This window comes from Nocardioides pocheonensis, from assembly GCF_003725535.1.
GTDB classification, from domain to species: Bacteria; Actinomycetota; Actinomycetes; order Propionibacteriales; family Nocardioidaceae; genus Marmoricola; species Marmoricola pocheonensis.
Genome location: NZ_RJSF01000049.1, coordinates 174,164 through 188,293 on the forward strand (window position 1 = coordinate 174,164; position 14,130 = coordinate 188,293).

Here is a 14,130-nt window from a genome sequence, read left to right on the forward strand (position 1 = left end):
ACCGGGGCCGTCACACGCCGAGGCGGTGGTCCCCGGCATAGACGACGCAGCGGTCGGGCCGCGTGAAGCCCACCAGCCCGAGCCCCGCCCGCTCGGCGAGCTGGACCGCCAGCGACGACGGCGCACCGACGGCGACGACGAGCCCGACGCCCGAGACCGCGGCCTTCTGCACCAGCTCGAAGCCGACCCGCCCGCTGAGCACGAGCACCTCGGGCGTCCTGCGGCCGCCCGTGGGCGAGGAGAGCAGCAGCGCGCCGACCGCCTTGTCGACGGCGTTGTGCCGCCCCACGTCCTCCCGTACGACGAGCCGGCGCCCGTCGGCGGCGAACAGGCCGGCCGCGTGCAGGCCGCCGGTGCTGTCGAAACCGGGTTGCTCCTCGCGCAGCCGCGCCGGGAGCTCGCGGACCAGGGCCAGGGGGACGCGGAGGTCGTCGGCCGGCCGAGGGAGAGCGGTCACGCGGCCGAGCACGTCGGCGATCGACTCCGACCCGCACACGCCGCACGCCGAGCTGATCGTCCGGGCGTCCGGGATCCTGAGGGGCGCGGAGGTGGCCTCGACGGTGACCACGTTGAACTCCTCGAGCGGGTCGAGGTCCGCGTCCACGCAGTAGCGCACGACCCCCACCTGCTCGGGGCGCAGGATGCCTTCGTGGACGAGCCACCCGACCGCGAGCTCGAAGTCGTGCCCGGGCGTGCGCATCGTGACGGTCAGCCGGCGCGGCTCCGCCCCCGGCCAGGCCAGCCGGATCTCCAGCGGCTCCTCGGTGGCGAGCCGGTCCTCGTGACGGCGCACGGCGTCGCCGTCGTACTCGACCACGCGCGTGCGCACCGAGGGACCCGGCCGCCGGGCGCGGCCACCGGGCTCGACGGAGGGCACCGGTGTCATCGCCAGTACCGGTCCCGGCAGGCGAGCCGGCAGCGGAGCTCGTCGCCCGCGTCCAGGAGCACGCGGCGCAGGCTCGCGTTGAGCTCGGGCTCCTCGAGCAGCGCCTCGGTGCGGCGCAGGGTGTCCGGCGAGGTCGCGGTCATCGGGAAGAAGAAGATCGCGGCGTCGGCGAGCACCCATCCCTCCCGGACCGCGGTGGTCCCGGGCAGCTCCGCGAAGTAGCGCTCGACGTACGGCGCCAGCAGGTCGTCGCGACCCGACTGCCACATGCCGGTGCCGACCGCCTCGATCTCGTAGTTCGTCGCCTTCGCCTCGCCGGTGAACCGCTGCCACGCCCACGCCTTGGCCTCCGCCTCGGGGAGCCGCGCCCGGCACCAGGCGTGGGCGAGCTGGGTCTTCGCGTCGTTCTCCTCGGCCAGCGCCTTGTCGAGCTCGTCGCGGTCGGTCGCACCGAGCGAGGTCAGCCGCTTGAGCGCCCGCCAGCGCAGGCCGCTGTCGACCTCGAGGCCGGGCAGCCAGGCGCCCTCGAGCAGCGCCCGGAGCGGCTCGGGCTGCGGCGCGCACAGCACCGCGGCCTGGGCCGCGGCCAGCTGCAGCTCGGAGCCCGGTGGCGCGGACTCCGCGCGCGCGGCGTACGCCGCGAACAGCCGCGACCGGGCCGAGTCCGGGTCGGCGACCCGGGGCAGCAGCTTCTGGTGGACGGAGTTGTGGGTGCCCTCGCCGTCGTCACCGGTCCACCCGCCGAGCATGCCCAGCGCGAAGTCGTGCTGCTCGTCCGGTACGCCGGCCGCGAGGATCTCCACCGCGTGGTCGGGGTCGAGCCGGGCGTGCTGGGCGCCGTTGCGCACCGTCGTCCAGATCGTGGCGCGCAGCAGCGGGTCGGTCGTGCCCGCCATCACCGCCGGCAGCGCCGCGGCCGTCACCTCGTCGAGGGTCAGGTCGGCCCAGGCCGTGGCCTTCGCGTCGAGCACCGTGGGCGAGGTGGCGTCGGCCTCGACGGGGGTGCGCTCGCCGTCGACCCGGACGTCGCTGACCTGCCAGGCGGCGCCGTCCCACCGGGCGACACCGAACGCGTGCTCGCGACCCGCCGATCCACCGGCCGGCGGCGTGAGCACCAGCTCCGCGCCTCTGTCCCCGTCGGGTCGCACGAGGTCGATCCTGTCCAGGCCGGCCGTCCGCAGCCAGGCGGCCGTCCAGCTCTCCAGCTCACCGGCGCCGGCGCGCTCCCAGGCGTCGAAGAGGTCGCGCATGGTCGCGTTGCCGAAGCGGTGCCGCTCGAAGTGGTCGCGGACGCCGCCGAAGAACACGTCGTCGCCGATCCGGTCGGCCAGCTGGGTCAGCACGGCGTGGCCCTTGGCGTAGGAGATCCCGTCGAAGTCCTGCAGCGCGGCGTCCGCGTCCTGTGCGCCGTTGCCCGCGACCGGGTGGGTGGACGGGCGCGCGTCGGCCGTCAGCCCCCAGTTCTTCCGGGTCGTGACCGCCCAGACCAGCGCCTCGGAGAACTCCGTCGCCTCGGCGGCCACCCGGTTGCCCATGTACTCGGCGAACGCCTCGTTGAGCCAGAGGTCGTCCCACCACTTCGGGCTCACCAGGTTGCCGAACCACTGGTGCGCCATCTCGTGGGCGATGGTCGTCACCCGCTGCAGCCGCTGCGCCCGGGGCACCTTCGTGGTGAACAGCAGGCCTTCGCGGAAGGTCACGCAGCCCGGGTTCTCCATCGCCAGCGCGTTGAAGTCGGGCACGAACGCCTGGTCGTACTTGCCGAAGGGATAGCGGATCCCGAACAGCTCGTGGAAGCGGTCGAAGCACTGCCGCGTCGTCGTGAACAGCTGGTCGGCGTCGGCGTCGAGCGCCGCGGCCATCGAGGACCGGCAGAGCAGCCGCAGGGGGATGCCGTCGTGCTCGTCGGCGAGGTGGTGGTACGGGCCGCCGACGACCGTCACGAAGTACGTGGACAGCGGCTGGGTCTGCGCGAACTCCCAGCGGCCGGGTTCGACCTCGGTGCCCACGCCGTTCGCGGCCACGATCCAGTCGGTCGGAGCGGCGACGTGCAGCGTGTACGGCGCCTTGAGGTCGGGCTGGTCGAAGCAGGCGAAGACCGAGGGCGCCGCGCTCATGAAGCTCATCTGGTAGACGTACGCGCGGCCGTCGGCCGGGTCGGTCGCCCGGTGCAGCCCCTCTCCGTCGTGGCGGTAGCCCATCACCGCCTCGACCTCGAGGCGGTGGTCCCCGGCGGGCAGGTCCAGCGGGTAGCGCCCGTCGGCCCACGCCGCCACGGGAAGCTCGGTGCCGTCCAGCCGGATCGAGCGCAGGGCGGTGGCCTTCAGGTCGAGGAAGGTGCTGCCGCCGCGCGACACCAGGTCGATCACGGTGCGGCTGTCGAAGGCGTGCTCCTCGCGCAGGTCGAGCGTGACGTCGTACGCCGTGACGGTGAGCAGGTCGAAACGGGCACGGGCTTCGTCGAGGAGGAGGGAAGGCACGAGGACACGCTACGACCCGGTCGATACGTTGGGCAGATGGCGGAACGTCTCGGAGCCCGGCCGCGTCCGACCGGCATGCCGGTCCGGGTCCTCGGCACGTTGCTCGTGCTCCCGCTGCTCCTCGCCGCCTGCGGCGACGTCGGGGGCAGCGGTGCGGGCAGCTCGGCCTCGCCGTCAGCCAGTACCTGGGCGTGCCGTGCTTCCGCGACGCCGGTGTCCGTCACCAGGGCCGACCTCGACGGCGACGGCTCGCTCGACGAGGTGTCGTTCACCCCGGCCAGCGGCAACTGCCCGGCATCGCTGGACAGCTCGGTCCAGGGCCTCCGAGCAGGGCTTGTCCTCGACTGGGACCTCGCGCCGGCCGGCGCCCCAGCGACCGCAGTGCGCGTGCCCGGACGCAGCGGCGATCTCGTGCTCCTGCTCGAGGAACACCCGCGAGGCGGGTTCCAGGCGCACCTCTACGGGTTCGCCGAGGGACGCCTCGGGGAGCTGACCGTCCACGACCAGCCGGTCTTCCCCTTCGTGGCCACCGACGTGCTCAGCCACCCGATCGCGGCGACCTGCGTGGACGGTGGCTTCGAGGTCACCGAGGGGCGCGCGCACGAGCCGATCGGCGTGGTGCCCGCGTGGGACGTGTTCCGGACGACGTACCGGGTCGACGGGAACGCCGTGACGAAGGGTGTGACCACCGAGGTCGCCGACAACGTCCTCGACCGGGACTTCCGGGTGACCTACCCCGAGCTCGTCCGCAATGCGCTCTTCGAGAACTGCCGCGTAGGCCCGCAGTGACGACGTGGCAGGGTGAGGCCATGACCGACGCATCCCAGCCGGCCGAGAGCCGGGCCGACACCTACCGCTCCGTCGAGCTGACCCGGATCGGCGAGCACCGCTACAAGGCGACCAACTGGCGCGGGGGAGTGCTGCCGATCGGCGAGGGGGACGACCCGGACTTCACGCCGGTCGAGCTGCTGCTCGCCGCGATCGCCGGGTGCGCCGCCATCGACGTCGACTACATCACCGGCAAGCGCTCCGCGCCCGAGGCGTTCGACGTGCACGTCGAGGGCGACAAGGTGCGCGACGAGCAGGGCAACCACCTCACGAACCTGCGCGTGGTCTTCGACGTCACCTTCCCCGAGGGCGAGGCCGGCGACGCGGCCCGCAGCGTCCTGCAGAGCGCGATCGAGCGGTCCCGCGACCGGATCTGCACGGTGAGCCGGACCGTCGCGCTGCCGTCACCGGTGGCGATGGAGCAGGCCTCGGCGACCCCCGTCACTTGACGGAGGCGATGATCACCGGGTCCTTCGGCGCACCGTCACCGGGGCCCATGCCGTTCGGTGTGCCGATGCCGGCCGCCGCGATCTGGGTGACCACCTTGAGCCCGGCGGCGTCCATGTTTCCGAGGACCGTGAAGTCAGGCGGGAACTTCGAGTTGCCGTAGACGAGGAAGAACTGCGAGCCGTTCGTGTCGGCGCCGGCGTTGGCCATCGCGACCGTCCCGGCGTTGTAGGTGCAGTACTGCTGGTTGGACTCGACCCCGCACGGCTGCAACCGAGGGTCGTTGTCGACCAGCTCGTCGGCGAACGCGTAGCCCGGGCCGCCCCGACCCGTGCCGGTTGGGTCGCCGCACTGCAGCACGAAGTAGCCCTGGGTGGTGAGCCGGTGGCACGGCGTGCGGTCGAAGTAGCCCTGCTTGGCCAGGGAGACCAGCGAGTTGACCGCGCAGGGCGCCTGCGCGGCGTCGAGGCTCACCGGGATGTCGCCCATGTTGGTGGTGATCGTCAGGGTCGTCGGCAGGTCCTTGGGCGGCGTGGAGGGCGGCAGGTGGACCTTCCGCGCCGGGGTCGAGCCGTCGGACACGTAGTGGCAGGGGGCCTTCGCCGTCGTACCGCTCGACCGGGCGCCACCGCCTCCGCAGCCCGCGACCACGAGGAGCAGGATCAGGGCAAGAAGGGGAACGCGGGCGCGGATCACGGGGGCGATGCTAGCGACGGCGCCCGCGTGTCCGGACGCCCGGAGTCACATCTCGTAGTGCTCGTTGGGATCGCCGTCGAACAGCCGGCCGTCCTCGCGGCCGAGCCCGGTGATCGCGGCCATCTCGTCGTCGGAGAGCTCGAAGTCGAAGATGTCGCCGTTGACGAGCTGGTGCTCCGGGACCGACGACTTCGGGATCGGCACGGCGCCCAGCTGGAAGTGCCAGCGCAGCACCACCTGGGCGGGGGAGACGCCGTGGTTCTCCGCGGCGTTGCGCACCGAGTCCTCCTCGAAGAGCGCCTTCGCCTTGGCCAGCGGGCTCCAGGCGACCGTGCGGATGCCCAGGGAGTCGTGGACCGCGCGGAGCTCCTCCTGCGGGAAGTACGGATGCATCTCGATCTGGTTCACCGCGGGGACCACGCCGCTGGTGTCCATGATCCGGTCGAGGTGCTCGGCGGTGAAGTTGGAGACGCCGATGCTGACCACGTGCCCGTCGCGCTGGAGGTCGACGAGCGCGCGCCAGGCCTCGGCGTACAGGTCGCGCTTGGGGTTGGGCCAGTGGATCAGGTGCAGGTCGATGTGGTCGAGGCCGAGCCGGCCGAGCGACTCGTGGGTGGACACGATCGCGTCGTCGTACGCGTGGTGGCGGCCGGGCAGCTTGCTCGTCACGCGGAACTCCGGGCGCGGTACGCCGGAGCGCCGCACCGCCTCGCCGACGGTCATCTCGTTGCCGTAGTTGACCGCGGTGTCGAGCAGGCGGTAGCCCGCGCCGATCGCGCTCAGGATCGCCTCGAGGCCGTCGGTTCCCTGGAGCCCCACCGTGCCGAAGCCGACCACGGGGAGCTCGGTGCCGTCGTTGAGGTCGTAGACCGGGATCTCCATGGGGGCGACCTTATCGAGGATCCCTGGGTCGAGTGGTGGGAACCGGGAGTCCCGCAAGGCCGCCCCGGAGGGTCGCCGCCGAGCGCCGTCGAACACCGTCTCGGCGGTCTGTCCGACCCGCCCGCGGAGGAGCCCGGGCGTCAATGTGCAACCGATGGTTGCGGCATCGAACAGGACCGGCTACGGTGTTATGCAACCAAACGTTGCACGTTGAAGGAGCCTTCATGGAGTTCGCCAGCATCGAGCGGGAGATCCGGATCGACGCTCCGCCGCAGGTGGTCTTCGAGGTGATCAGCCGGCCCGAGCACGTCCGCGAGTGGTGGTACGCCGAGTCCGACGTGCCGCCTGTCGCCGGCGCGACGGGGGAGCTGGCCTGGGCCGACGGGGACGACCCCCGTGCTCACGTGACGGCGATGACCGTCGTCGTCGCCGACCCGCCGAACCGGTTCAGCTTCCGCTGGACGCACGCCGTGGGGGAGTCGGCGGCCGAGGGCAACTCGATGCTGGTCACCTTCGACCTGGTGCCGGTCGACTCCGGCACGCTGCTGCGGCTCACCGAGACCGGGTTCCGCGAGCGCGGGTGGGAGGCTGCGGTGCTCGAGCAGACCTACCGCGAGCACCTGGACGGCTGGACCCACTACGTCCCGCGGATCGCGGCGTACGCCGAGTCGCTGGAGGCGGCGCGATGACGACCGCCGTCGACGACGACCTCTGGTCGGCGATCGGCGACCCCAACCGTCGCCGGATGCTCGACCTCCTGCTCGACGGCGGTGCGGCGTCCGCCACCGCTTTGAGCGACCAGCTCCCGGTCAGCCGGCAGGCGGTGGCGAAGCACCTGGCCGTGCTCGACCGCGTCGGGCTCGTGCGGTCCTCTCCAGAAGGCCGCGAGCGGCGCTACCGGGTCGACCAGGCCCAGCTGGAACGCGCGGTGGCCCAGCTCAACGCCGTGGGCGCCACCTGGGACGCCCGGCTGCGCAGGATCAAGCAGATCGCGGAGGCCATCCAGCGCCAGCAGGACGGCTGATCACAGCGGGGCAGTGACCGAGGTACGGCGCGGCCCGAACGCATCCACAAAGACAAGGAGAACGATTGACATGGTAGACATCCTGCACCGCGTCGGGGTCCAGACCTCGTCGCCGGAGAAGGTGTACGACGCACTCACCACCGTCGAGGGCCTCGCCGGCTGGTGGACCGACGACACGTCCGGCAGCGCCGACGTCGGGGGAGTCCTGCAGTTCCGGTTCCCGCCCGGCGGTTTCGACATGGAGGTCGTCGACCGGCGGGCGTCGGAGCACGTGGCCTGGAAGGTCGTCGACGGACCCGAGGAGTGGGTCGGCACGACGGTCGACTGGGAGCTGCGCCAGGACGGCGACTACACGATCGTGCTGTTCCGGCACCAGGGCTGGCGTGAGCCCGTCGAGTTCATGCACCACTGCAGCACCAAGTGGGCGACGTACCTGATGAGCCTCAAGCAGCTCGTCGAGACCGGAGAAGGTGCACCGGCGCCGCGCGACGTGCACGTCGCGTTCCCGGACTGACCGCGGGCGCCGGCCGTCAGGCCCGGTGGTAGACCTTGTTGGCGATCCGCCAGCCGTCGTCGTCGCGCACCAGCAGGAACATGTCGGTGAACGTGTCGGCGCCGTGGGTCAGGGTCATCGTGGCAGTGGCGATCGTGCCGACGACGTCGACCGAGTCGATCCTGCGCCTGCGCAGGTGCTCGTCGGCGGCGGGTCCCTCGAAGAGGCCGCAGTAGCGGTCCAGGTCCCACGACACGAAGGCGCCGTCCCGGATGCCCTCGACGTGGGCGGTCTGCCGGAACGCCCGCCGGAAGTGCTGCGGGTCGCCGGTGGCGTGCCCCAGGGCGTAGTCGTGCAACGGCGCCAGCACGTCGGCCGCGACGTGCACGTTGTCGGCGACGACCAGCCGGGCGTCCGCGAACTCACCGGAGATGGCTGTCATGGGCTCAGCATCCACGGCGCGCCTGCGCTCACCAAGGGGATTTCGCGCTGCACCAGACGGTGACCGATTCTCGGAGAGCTGCCACCCGCGAGAGAGAAGGGGGCGGGCCGTCTCCACGGACATTGACATAATGTACGTTATCGGCGAACTGTGTCGGCGTGCGCAGCCCCTCTCGGGATAGTCCGGCACGTTCGGACGGGGTTTGCGCCCTCAGCGGCGTCCGAACGTGCCGGACTATCCGCTCGCCGTCAACGATCCGCCGTCAGGACCGGCTTGAGGTCCAGGACCGGAGTGCCGTCGATCGCCTCGAGGTGGCGCACGTGCACCCGCGGGCCGACGACGGCCAGGACCTCGACGTCGTGGAGCCCGATCGGGTTCGGCCGGTCCGGCGACCGCGTCGCGAAGACACCGGTCGGCGGCCGGGTGAGGTCGCCGCGCGGGTGGACGACGAGGGTGTCGCGATCGGCCCGGTCGAGCCAGGTCAGCACGACGACCTGGTCGCCGGCCGTGAGGCCGTCCAGCGCGGCGAGGTAGCGCTCGTCGATCACGAGCCACGCCTCCGGCGCGCCCTCGTCGGGCTGCCGGGGCGCCGCCGAGCGGTCGACGAGGCTCGACTCGACCCTTCCGACCGGGCTGATCTCCACCGCGCCGCCGGTCACGAGCGCGCAGCCGCGCCGACGTACGCCGCCAGGTGCTGCCCGGTGAGCGTGGAGCGGTCGGCGACGAGATCGGACGGCGTGCCCTCGAAGACCAACCGACCACCGTCGTGGCCGGCCCCCGGGCCGAGGTCGATGATCCAGTCGGCGTGCGCCATCACCGCCTGGTGGTGCTCGATCACGATCACCGACGTGCCCGCGTCGACCAGCCGGTCCAGCAGCCCGAGCAGCTGCTCGACGTCCGCGAGGTGCAGGCCACTGGTGGGCTCGTCGAGGACGTAGACGCCGCCCGGCTCGGCCATCCGCGTGGCCAGCTTCAGCCGCTGCCGCTCCCCGCCGGAGAGGGTGGACAGCGGCTGGCCCAGGTTGACATAACCCAGCCCCACTCCCTCGAGCCGCTCGAGGATCCCGGCTGCCGCCGGAATCCGCGCGGCGCCCTCGGAGAAGAACCGTCGCGCCTCGCTCACCGGCAGGTCGAGCACCTCGGCGATGTTCAGCCCGCCGAAGCGCAGCTCGAGCACCGAGGCCTCGAACCGCTTGCCGCCGCAGTCCTCGCACGGCGTCGACACCGTCTCCATGAAGCCGAGCTCGGTGTAGATCATCCCGTTGCCGTTGCAGGTCGGGCACGCGCCCTCCGAGTTCGCGGAGAACAACGCAGGCTTCACGCCGTTGGCCTTGGCGAACGCCTTGCGGATCGGCTCCAGCAGGCCCGTGTACGTCGCCGGGTTGCTGCGCCGCGAGCCCTTGATCGCCCCCTGGTCGATCGTCACGACGCCGTCGCGACCGGCGACCGACCCGCCGATCAGCGAGCTCTTGCCCGAGCCGGCGACCCCGGTCACCACGACCAGCACGCCGAGCGGGATGTCCACGTCGACGTCCTTCAGGTTGTGCGTGCTCGCCCCGCGCACCTCGAGGGCGCCGGTGGCGCTGCGCACGGTCGGCTTCAGCGACGCCCGGTCGTCCAGGTGCCGGCCGGTGACGGTGTCGGTCTTCCGCAGAGCCCCGACGGTGCCCTCGAAGCAGACCGACCCTCCCGACGTACCGGCACCCGGCCCCAGGTCGACCACGTGGTCGGCGATCTCGATCACCTCGGGCTTGTGCTCGACCACGAGCACGGTGTTGCCCTTGTCGCGCAGGCGCAGCAGGAGCTCGTTCATGCGCTGGACGTCGTGCGGGTGCAGCCCGACGGTCGGCTCGTCGAACACGTAGGTCACGTCGGTCAGCGAGGAACCTAGGTGGCGCAGCATCTTGATCCGCTGTGCCTCGCCACCCGACAGCGTGCCCGAGGGTCGGTCGAGGCTGAGGTAGCCCAGCCCGAGCTCGACGAAGGAGTCCAGGTTGTCCCCCAGCGCCTCGACGAGCGGCGCGACGGAGGGCTCCTCGAGGCCGCGGATCCACGCGGCCAGGTCGGTGATCTGCATCGCGCAGGCATCGGCGATGTTGATGCCCTTGATCCTCGACGAGAGGGCGGACTCGCTGAGCCGGGTGCCGCCGCAGTCGGGACACGCGGTGAAGGTGACCGCACGCTCGACGAACGCCCGGATGTGCGGTTGCATCCCCTCCTTGTCCTTGGCGAGCATCGAGCCCTGGATCCGAGGGACCAGGCCCTCGTAGGTCATGTTGATGCCCTCGATCTTCATCCGCACCGGCTCGTGGTGGAGGAAGTCGTGCAGCTCCTTCTCGGTGTACTTCGCGATCGGCTTGTCCGGGTCGACGAACCCGGACGCGCTGTAGAGGCGGTAGTTCCAGCCACCCGGCTTGTAGCCCGGAATCGTCAGCGCGCCCTCGTTGAGCGAGAGGCTGGCGTCGTAGAGCTGGGTGAGGTCGAGGTCGGAGACCGTGCCGCGTCCCTCGCAGCGCGGGCACATGCCGCCGTGGTAGACGGCGTTGCGCACCACGGTCTTCTCCCCCGTGGCGCTGGTCATCACGCCGCTGGCCTTGCGGGCGGGCACGTTGAAGGAGAACGCGATCGCCGGCCCGACGTACGGCGTCCCGAGCCGGCTGAACAGCACGCGCAGGATGGCGTTCGCGTCGGTGACCGTGCCCACCGTCGAGCGCGGATTCGCGCCCAGCCGCTCCTGGCCGACGATGATCGCCGTGGTCAGGCCGTCGAGGACGTCGACGTCGGGACGGGCCAGGCTCGGCATGAAGCCCTGCACGAACGCGCTGTAGGTCTCGTTGATCAGCCGCTGGGACTCCGCGGCGATCGTGTCGAAGACCAGGGAGCTCTTGCCCGAGCCGGACACGCCGGTGAACACCGTCAGGCGACGCTTGGGCAGCTCGACGCTGACGTCCCTGAGGTTGTTCTCCCGAGCACCCTGCACCCGGATCAGGTCATGGCTGTCCGCGGTGACAGGCGTCATCTCAGGCGAGCTCCTGGATCCGCACCATGTTGCCGGCGGGATCGCGGAACGCGCAGTCGCGGATGCCGTAGGGCTGGAGGGTCGGCTCCTGGACGACCTCGGCGTCGGTGGCCTGGATCTTCTCGAACGTCCCGTCGAGGTCGTGGGTCGCCAGCAGGATCCAGCCGTAGGTGCCCTTCGCCATCATCTCGGCGATCGTGCGGCGCTCGTCCTCGGTGATGCCGGGGTCGGCGGCCGGAGGCGCCAGCAGCAGGGAGACGTCCTGACCGGCGGGGCCGAGCGTGATCCAGCGCATCTGGCCGGTGCCGACGTCGGTGCGGACCTCGAAGCCCAGGATGTCGCGGTAGAAGGCGACCGAAGCCTCGGGGTCCTGGTGGGGCAGCACGGTGGTGTGAATGGTGATGTCCATGCGCTCACGCTAGGGGTGCGGCGGTCACGGGCGCTTCTCGATTCCTGATCGGCCGGCTGACCTGCTTCGCCACGCACGCCGGCATGCCGTCGCCCGAGCCGTCCTCCTCGATGAGCAGGCGGGCCTGCTCGCGGTAGGCGCTGGGCGGCATCCCCACCAGCTCGGTGAAGCGGGTGCTGAACGTGCCGAGCGAGGAGCAGCCGACGGTGAAGCAGACATCGGTGACGGACAGGTCGCCGCGGCGCAACAGGGCCATGGCGCGCTCGATCCGGCGGGTCATCAGGTAGGAGTACGGCGACTCGCCGTACGCGAGGCGGAACTGTCGGCTCAGGTGCCCGGCGGAGACGTGGACGCCGCGCGCCAGTGCCTCGACGTCCAGCGGCTGGGCGTACTCCCGGTCGATCCGGTCACGCACCCGGCGCAGCCGGGCCAGGTCGTCCAGGCGGTGGCGGTCCGGGTCCGCGCGGTCGTCGGCGTGCACACCGTCATCCTCCCCATCGGTCACCCGCAGAGTCCAGCGTCCCGGCCGACGCGCAGATGCGGGAAGTCGGCGAACGGGTCGACCTGTGTCGTGCCCGGCGGTGAGCCGCCTCCGGGACTAGGCTCGTCGACGTGCCAGGCACCCGGTTACGCCGTCACGGACTCCAACGCGGTGGGACATGTCCTTGCTGAACTGCATGCTTCCGCGCCGACACCGCTCGGCCGCGCGCACCGTCTCGGTGCTGTGCGCCGTCGCCGCGGCCGTCAGCGTGGTCTTCGCGCCCTTCCAGCCCACGCAGCACCAGGCCGGCGCCAGTGCGATGCTCGTCGGAGGCGGCGTGATCGTCCTGGTCATCGCGCTCGCCGTGCTGGCGCGCTACTTCCAGGAGGCGAACCGGATCGCCTGGACGGTCGGGCCGCTGCTCGCGGTGGCGGCGATCGCGGTGGTCGACCTGCTCACCAACGACGCCACGGTGTCCGCGCAGATCTTCTTCGTCTTCCCCGTCCTGTACGGCGCGTCCCAGCTCCCCGTGGGCGGGTCGGTCGTGATGACCACCGCATCCCTGATCGGCGAGGTGGTCGTGGTGGCCAGCCAGCTCTCGTTCGAGGACGCCCTCGTCGACGCCGGCTACGTCGCCGCCGCGCTGGTGACCACGGCGGTGCTGCTGACCGTCTCCAGCGAGCGCCAGGCACGCCTGGTCGCCCGGCTCGAGCAGATGGCCGCGGTCGACCCGCTGACCGGGCTGGTCACCCGTCGGGTGCTCGACGAGGCGGCCACCTCGGCACTGTCGGGTGCGGCGAGCGACGAGGGCACCTCGCTGATCCTGCTCGACGTGGACGAGTTCAAGGGCATCAACGACCGCTACGGCCACCCCGCCGGCGACGCCGTCCTCGTCGGCCTCGCCGAGCTGATCGTCGAGCTCACCCGTCCTGTTGACGTGGTCTGCCGCCTCGGGGGCGACGAGATCGCCGTGCTGCTGCCGGGGTGCCCCACCCACGTGGCGAAGCACCGCGCCGAGGACCTGCTGACCTCGGTCCGGGCCCACGAGTTCCGCCTGGAGGGAGAGGACGTGCCGCTGCGGGTCTCGATCAGCCTCGGGCTGGCGCACGCCCCGACCGATGCCGACGACCTCGTCTCGCTGTACTCCGCCGCGGACGGCGCCCTCTACGAGGCGAAGCGGGCGGGCCGTGGGCGCGTGGCCGTAGCTGCCGAACGGGCCGCGACGGACGACGACGCCCCGGTGCACTGAGCCGTCACGGCTCGGTCAGGAGCCGGGTCGCTCGTCGGGTGTGGACGTCTGTGTCGACTCGCTGCCCGTCTCCTCGGGGTGGTTCGTCCGCTCGTCGGACTCGTGGAGGATCTCCTCGGCCTGGTGGTGCGGGTCGTCGCTTCCGGCCGACTCCTCCTCGGGCAGCAGCTCGGCGCGACGCGCAACGCGCTCGGCCTCCGCCGACTCGACGGAATCCGAGGGCTCGCTGGGCTGGTCGCTCATGGGTGCGGCGTACCCGGTCGGGCGCGGGGCAATCACCCTCGGGCGGGCGCGACGACCCTCATCGGCTGCTCTGCTCGGCGATCGTCCGGATCCGCTCCAGGGTCTGCCGCATGCCGCGTTCGTTGGTCCGTCCGCGCAGCGGACCGAGGATCGCCCAGTAGAGCCTGAGCAGGCCGGTGGCGGGAAGCTCGAAGGACTCGGTCACCTCGGTGCCGCCGTCGACGGGACGCAGCTGGTAGCGCCAGTGGTTGAGGTCCTGGCCGTTCATCTCCACGACGAACCCGAAGTCGCGCTCCGGGACGCACTCGGTGACCCGGCAGAGCGTCCAGTAGACCGGGCCGATCCCGTTGCGTCGTACGTGACCCTTGAAGTGGGCGCCGACCTCGGGCCCCGTGGACCCGCGGGTCCACCGCGCCTCGAAGGTCTCCGGGCTGAACTCGCCGATCCTGGTCACGTCGGAGACCAGGTCCCACACGACCTCCGGGCTCGCGGCCATCCGCACCGTCACCGATCCACGCATGCCGCGGAACCTAGCAGGCACGCCGATCACG

General features: G+C 71.7%; 17 protein-coding genes. 6 read left to right on the forward strand and 11 right to left on the reverse strand.

Translation table 11 applies throughout. The features are described 5' to 3' along the window. Positions 1–10: 10 nt before the first annotated feature. The gene (locus EFL26_RS23660) at positions 11–886 is read right to left on the reverse strand and encodes a formate dehydrogenase accessory sulfurtransferase FdhD (RefSeq protein ID WP_123225381.1); all 876 of its coding nucleotides are present in this window, start codon (positions 884–886) and stop codon (positions 11–13) included. Beyond that, entirely contained in the window at positions 883–3,366 is a 2,484-nt protein-coding gene (gene pepN, locus EFL26_RS23665; RefSeq protein WP_123225382.1) for an aminopeptidase N, read from the reverse strand. Before pepN ends, EFL26_RS23660 begins: the two co-directional genes overlap by 4 nt. Before the next feature lie 36 nt (positions 3,367–3,402). On the opposite strand from pepN, the gene EFL26_RS23670 reads away from it, so the two are divergent. Beyond that, positions 3,403–4,155 (forward strand): hypothetical protein, encoded by a 753-nt coding sequence (locus EFL26_RS23670; RefSeq protein WP_123225383.1) that lies wholly within the window; start codon positions 3,403–3,405, stop codon positions 4,153–4,155. A 20-nt stretch (positions 4,156–4,175) separates the two neighbouring features. Then, positions 4,176–4,643: an OsmC family protein gene (locus tag EFL26_RS23675; RefSeq protein ID WP_123225384.1), complete on the forward strand. Its 468-nt coding sequence runs from the start codon at positions 4,176–4,178 to the stop codon at positions 4,641–4,643. On the opposite strand, the gene EFL26_RS23680 is transcribed toward EFL26_RS23675, so the two are convergent. After that, the gene (locus EFL26_RS23680; protein WP_123225385.1) at positions 4,636–5,337 is read right to left on the reverse strand and encodes a peptidylprolyl isomerase; all 702 of its coding nucleotides are present in this window, start codon (positions 5,335–5,337) and stop codon (positions 4,636–4,638) included. The genes EFL26_RS23675 and EFL26_RS23680 overlap by 8 nt on opposite strands. Positions 5,338–5,382: 45 nt before the next feature. Then, a complete protein-coding gene (locus tag EFL26_RS23685; RefSeq protein ID WP_123225386.1) occupies positions 5,383–6,219 on the reverse strand; it encodes an aldo/keto reductase in 837 nt (278 codons plus the stop codon). Positions 6,220–6,443: 224 nt separating this feature from the next. Between EFL26_RS23685 and EFL26_RS23690 the strand changes: the two genes are divergently transcribed. From EFL26_RS23690 to EFL26_RS23700, 3 genes are all read left to right on the forward strand, one after another. Continuing rightward, positions 6,444–6,908 carry an SRPBCC domain-containing protein gene (locus EFL26_RS23690; RefSeq protein WP_123225387.1) on the forward strand — a complete coding sequence of 155 codons (465 nt, stop codon included), beginning with the start codon at positions 6,444–6,446 and terminating at the stop codon, positions 6,906–6,908. Next, positions 6,905–7,243, forward strand: a complete 339-nt coding sequence (locus EFL26_RS23695) for an ArsR/SmtB family transcription factor (protein ID WP_123225388.1) — start codon at positions 6,905–6,907, stop codon at positions 7,241–7,243. The genes EFL26_RS23690 and EFL26_RS23695 overlap by 4 nt, the downstream gene beginning before the upstream one ends. A gap of 70 nt (positions 7,244–7,313) precedes the next feature. Then, positions 7,314–7,757, forward strand: a complete 444-nt coding sequence (locus EFL26_RS23700; protein WP_123225389.1) for an SRPBCC family protein — start codon at positions 7,314–7,316, stop codon at positions 7,755–7,757. A gap of 16 nt (positions 7,758–7,773) precedes the next feature. Here the strand turns inward: EFL26_RS23700 and EFL26_RS23705 are convergent, their stop codons facing one another. From EFL26_RS23705 to EFL26_RS23725, 5 genes are all read right to left on the reverse strand, one after another. Further along, positions 7,774–8,178: a nuclear transport factor 2 family protein gene (locus EFL26_RS23705; protein ID WP_221177125.1), complete on the reverse strand. Its 405-nt coding sequence runs from the start codon at positions 8,176–8,178 to the stop codon at positions 7,774–7,776. Between the two features lie 248 nt (positions 8,179–8,426). Continuing rightward, on the reverse strand, positions 8,427–8,837 hold the full coding sequence (gene tsaA / locus EFL26_RS23710) for a tRNA (N6-threonylcarbamoyladenosine(37)-N6)-methyltransferase TrmO (protein WP_123225391.1): 411 nt from the start codon (positions 8,835–8,837) through the stop codon (positions 8,427–8,429). After that, entirely contained in the window at positions 8,834–11,197 is a 2,364-nt protein-coding gene (locus EFL26_RS23715) for an ATP-binding cassette domain-containing protein (RefSeq protein WP_123225392.1), read from the reverse strand. Before EFL26_RS23715 ends, tsaA begins: the two co-directional genes overlap by 4 nt. 1 nt (position 11,198) lies before the next feature. Beyond that, the gene (locus tag EFL26_RS23720; RefSeq protein ID WP_123225393.1) at positions 11,199–11,606 is read right to left on the reverse strand and encodes a VOC family protein; all 408 of its coding nucleotides are present in this window, start codon (positions 11,604–11,606) and stop codon (positions 11,199–11,201) included. 4 nt (positions 11,607–11,610) lie between these two features. Next, entirely contained in the window at positions 11,611–12,087 is a 477-nt protein-coding gene (locus EFL26_RS23725; protein ID WP_123225394.1) for a helix-turn-helix transcriptional regulator, read from the reverse strand. Between the two features lie 178 nt (positions 12,088–12,265). On the opposite strand from EFL26_RS23725, the gene EFL26_RS23730 reads away from it, so the two are divergent. Next, a complete protein-coding gene (locus EFL26_RS23730) occupies positions 12,266–13,336 on the forward strand; it encodes a GGDEF domain-containing protein (RefSeq protein ID WP_123225395.1) in 1,071 nt (356 codons plus the stop codon). A gap of 15 nt (positions 13,337–13,351) precedes the next feature. Here EFL26_RS23730 and EFL26_RS23735 read toward each other — a convergent pair whose 3' ends face one another. Next, positions 13,352–13,579: a hypothetical protein gene (locus EFL26_RS23735; RefSeq protein ID WP_123225396.1), complete on the reverse strand. Its 228-nt coding sequence runs from the start codon at positions 13,577–13,579 to the stop codon at positions 13,352–13,354. Between the two features lie 58 nt (positions 13,580–13,637). Then, positions 13,638–14,099 carry an SRPBCC family protein gene (locus EFL26_RS23740; RefSeq protein ID WP_123225397.1) on the reverse strand — a complete coding sequence of 154 codons (462 nt, stop codon included), beginning with the start codon at positions 14,097–14,099 and terminating at the stop codon, positions 13,638–13,640. Between the last annotated feature and the right edge of the window lie 31 nt (positions 14,100–14,130).

Coding starts and splice junctions, on each gene's coding strand:
- EFL26_RS23700 (WP_123225389.1), top strand. CDS start 7,314: ATGGTAGACATCCTGCACCGCGTCGGGGTCCAGACCTCGTCGCCGGAG.
- EFL26_RS23670 (WP_123225383.1), top strand. CDS start 3,403: ATGGCGGAACGTCTCGGAGCCCGGCCGCGTCCGACCGGCATGCCGGTC.
- EFL26_RS23660 (WP_123225381.1), bottom strand. CDS start 886: ATGACACCGGTGCCCTCCGTCGAGCCCGGTGGCCGCGCCCGGCGGCCG.
- EFL26_RS23705 (WP_221177125.1), bottom strand. CDS start 8,178: ATGACAGCCATCTCCGGTGAGTTCGCGGACGCCCGGCTGGTCGTCGCC.
- EFL26_RS23720 (WP_123225393.1), bottom strand. CDS start 11,606: ATGGACATCACCATTCACACCACCGTGCTGCCCCACCAGGACCCCGAG.
- EFL26_RS23715 (WP_123225392.1), bottom strand. CDS start 11,197: ATGACGCCTGTCACCGCGGACAGCCATGACCTGATCCGGGTGCAGGGT.
- EFL26_RS23690 (WP_123225387.1), top strand. CDS start 6,444: ATGGAGTTCGCCAGCATCGAGCGGGAGATCCGGATCGACGCTCCGCCG.
- EFL26_RS23735 (WP_123225396.1), bottom strand. CDS start 13,579: ATGAGCGACCAGCCCAGCGAGCCCTCGGATTCCGTCGAGTCGGCGGAG.
- EFL26_RS23675 (WP_123225384.1), top strand. CDS start 4,176: ATGACCGACGCATCCCAGCCGGCCGAGAGCCGGGCCGACACCTACCGC.
- EFL26_RS23740 (WP_123225397.1), bottom strand. CDS start 14,099: ATGCGTGGATCGGTGACGGTGCGGATGGCCGCGAGCCCGGAGGTCGTG.
- EFL26_RS23685 (WP_123225386.1), bottom strand. CDS start 6,219: ATGGAGATCCCGGTCTACGACCTCAACGACGGCACCGAGCTCCCCGTG.
- EFL26_RS23695 (WP_123225388.1), top strand. CDS start 6,905: ATGACGACCGCCGTCGACGACGACCTCTGGTCGGCGATCGGCGACCCC.
- EFL26_RS23730 (WP_123225395.1), top strand. CDS start 12,266: ATGTCCTTGCTGAACTGCATGCTTCCGCGCCGACACCGCTCGGCCGCG.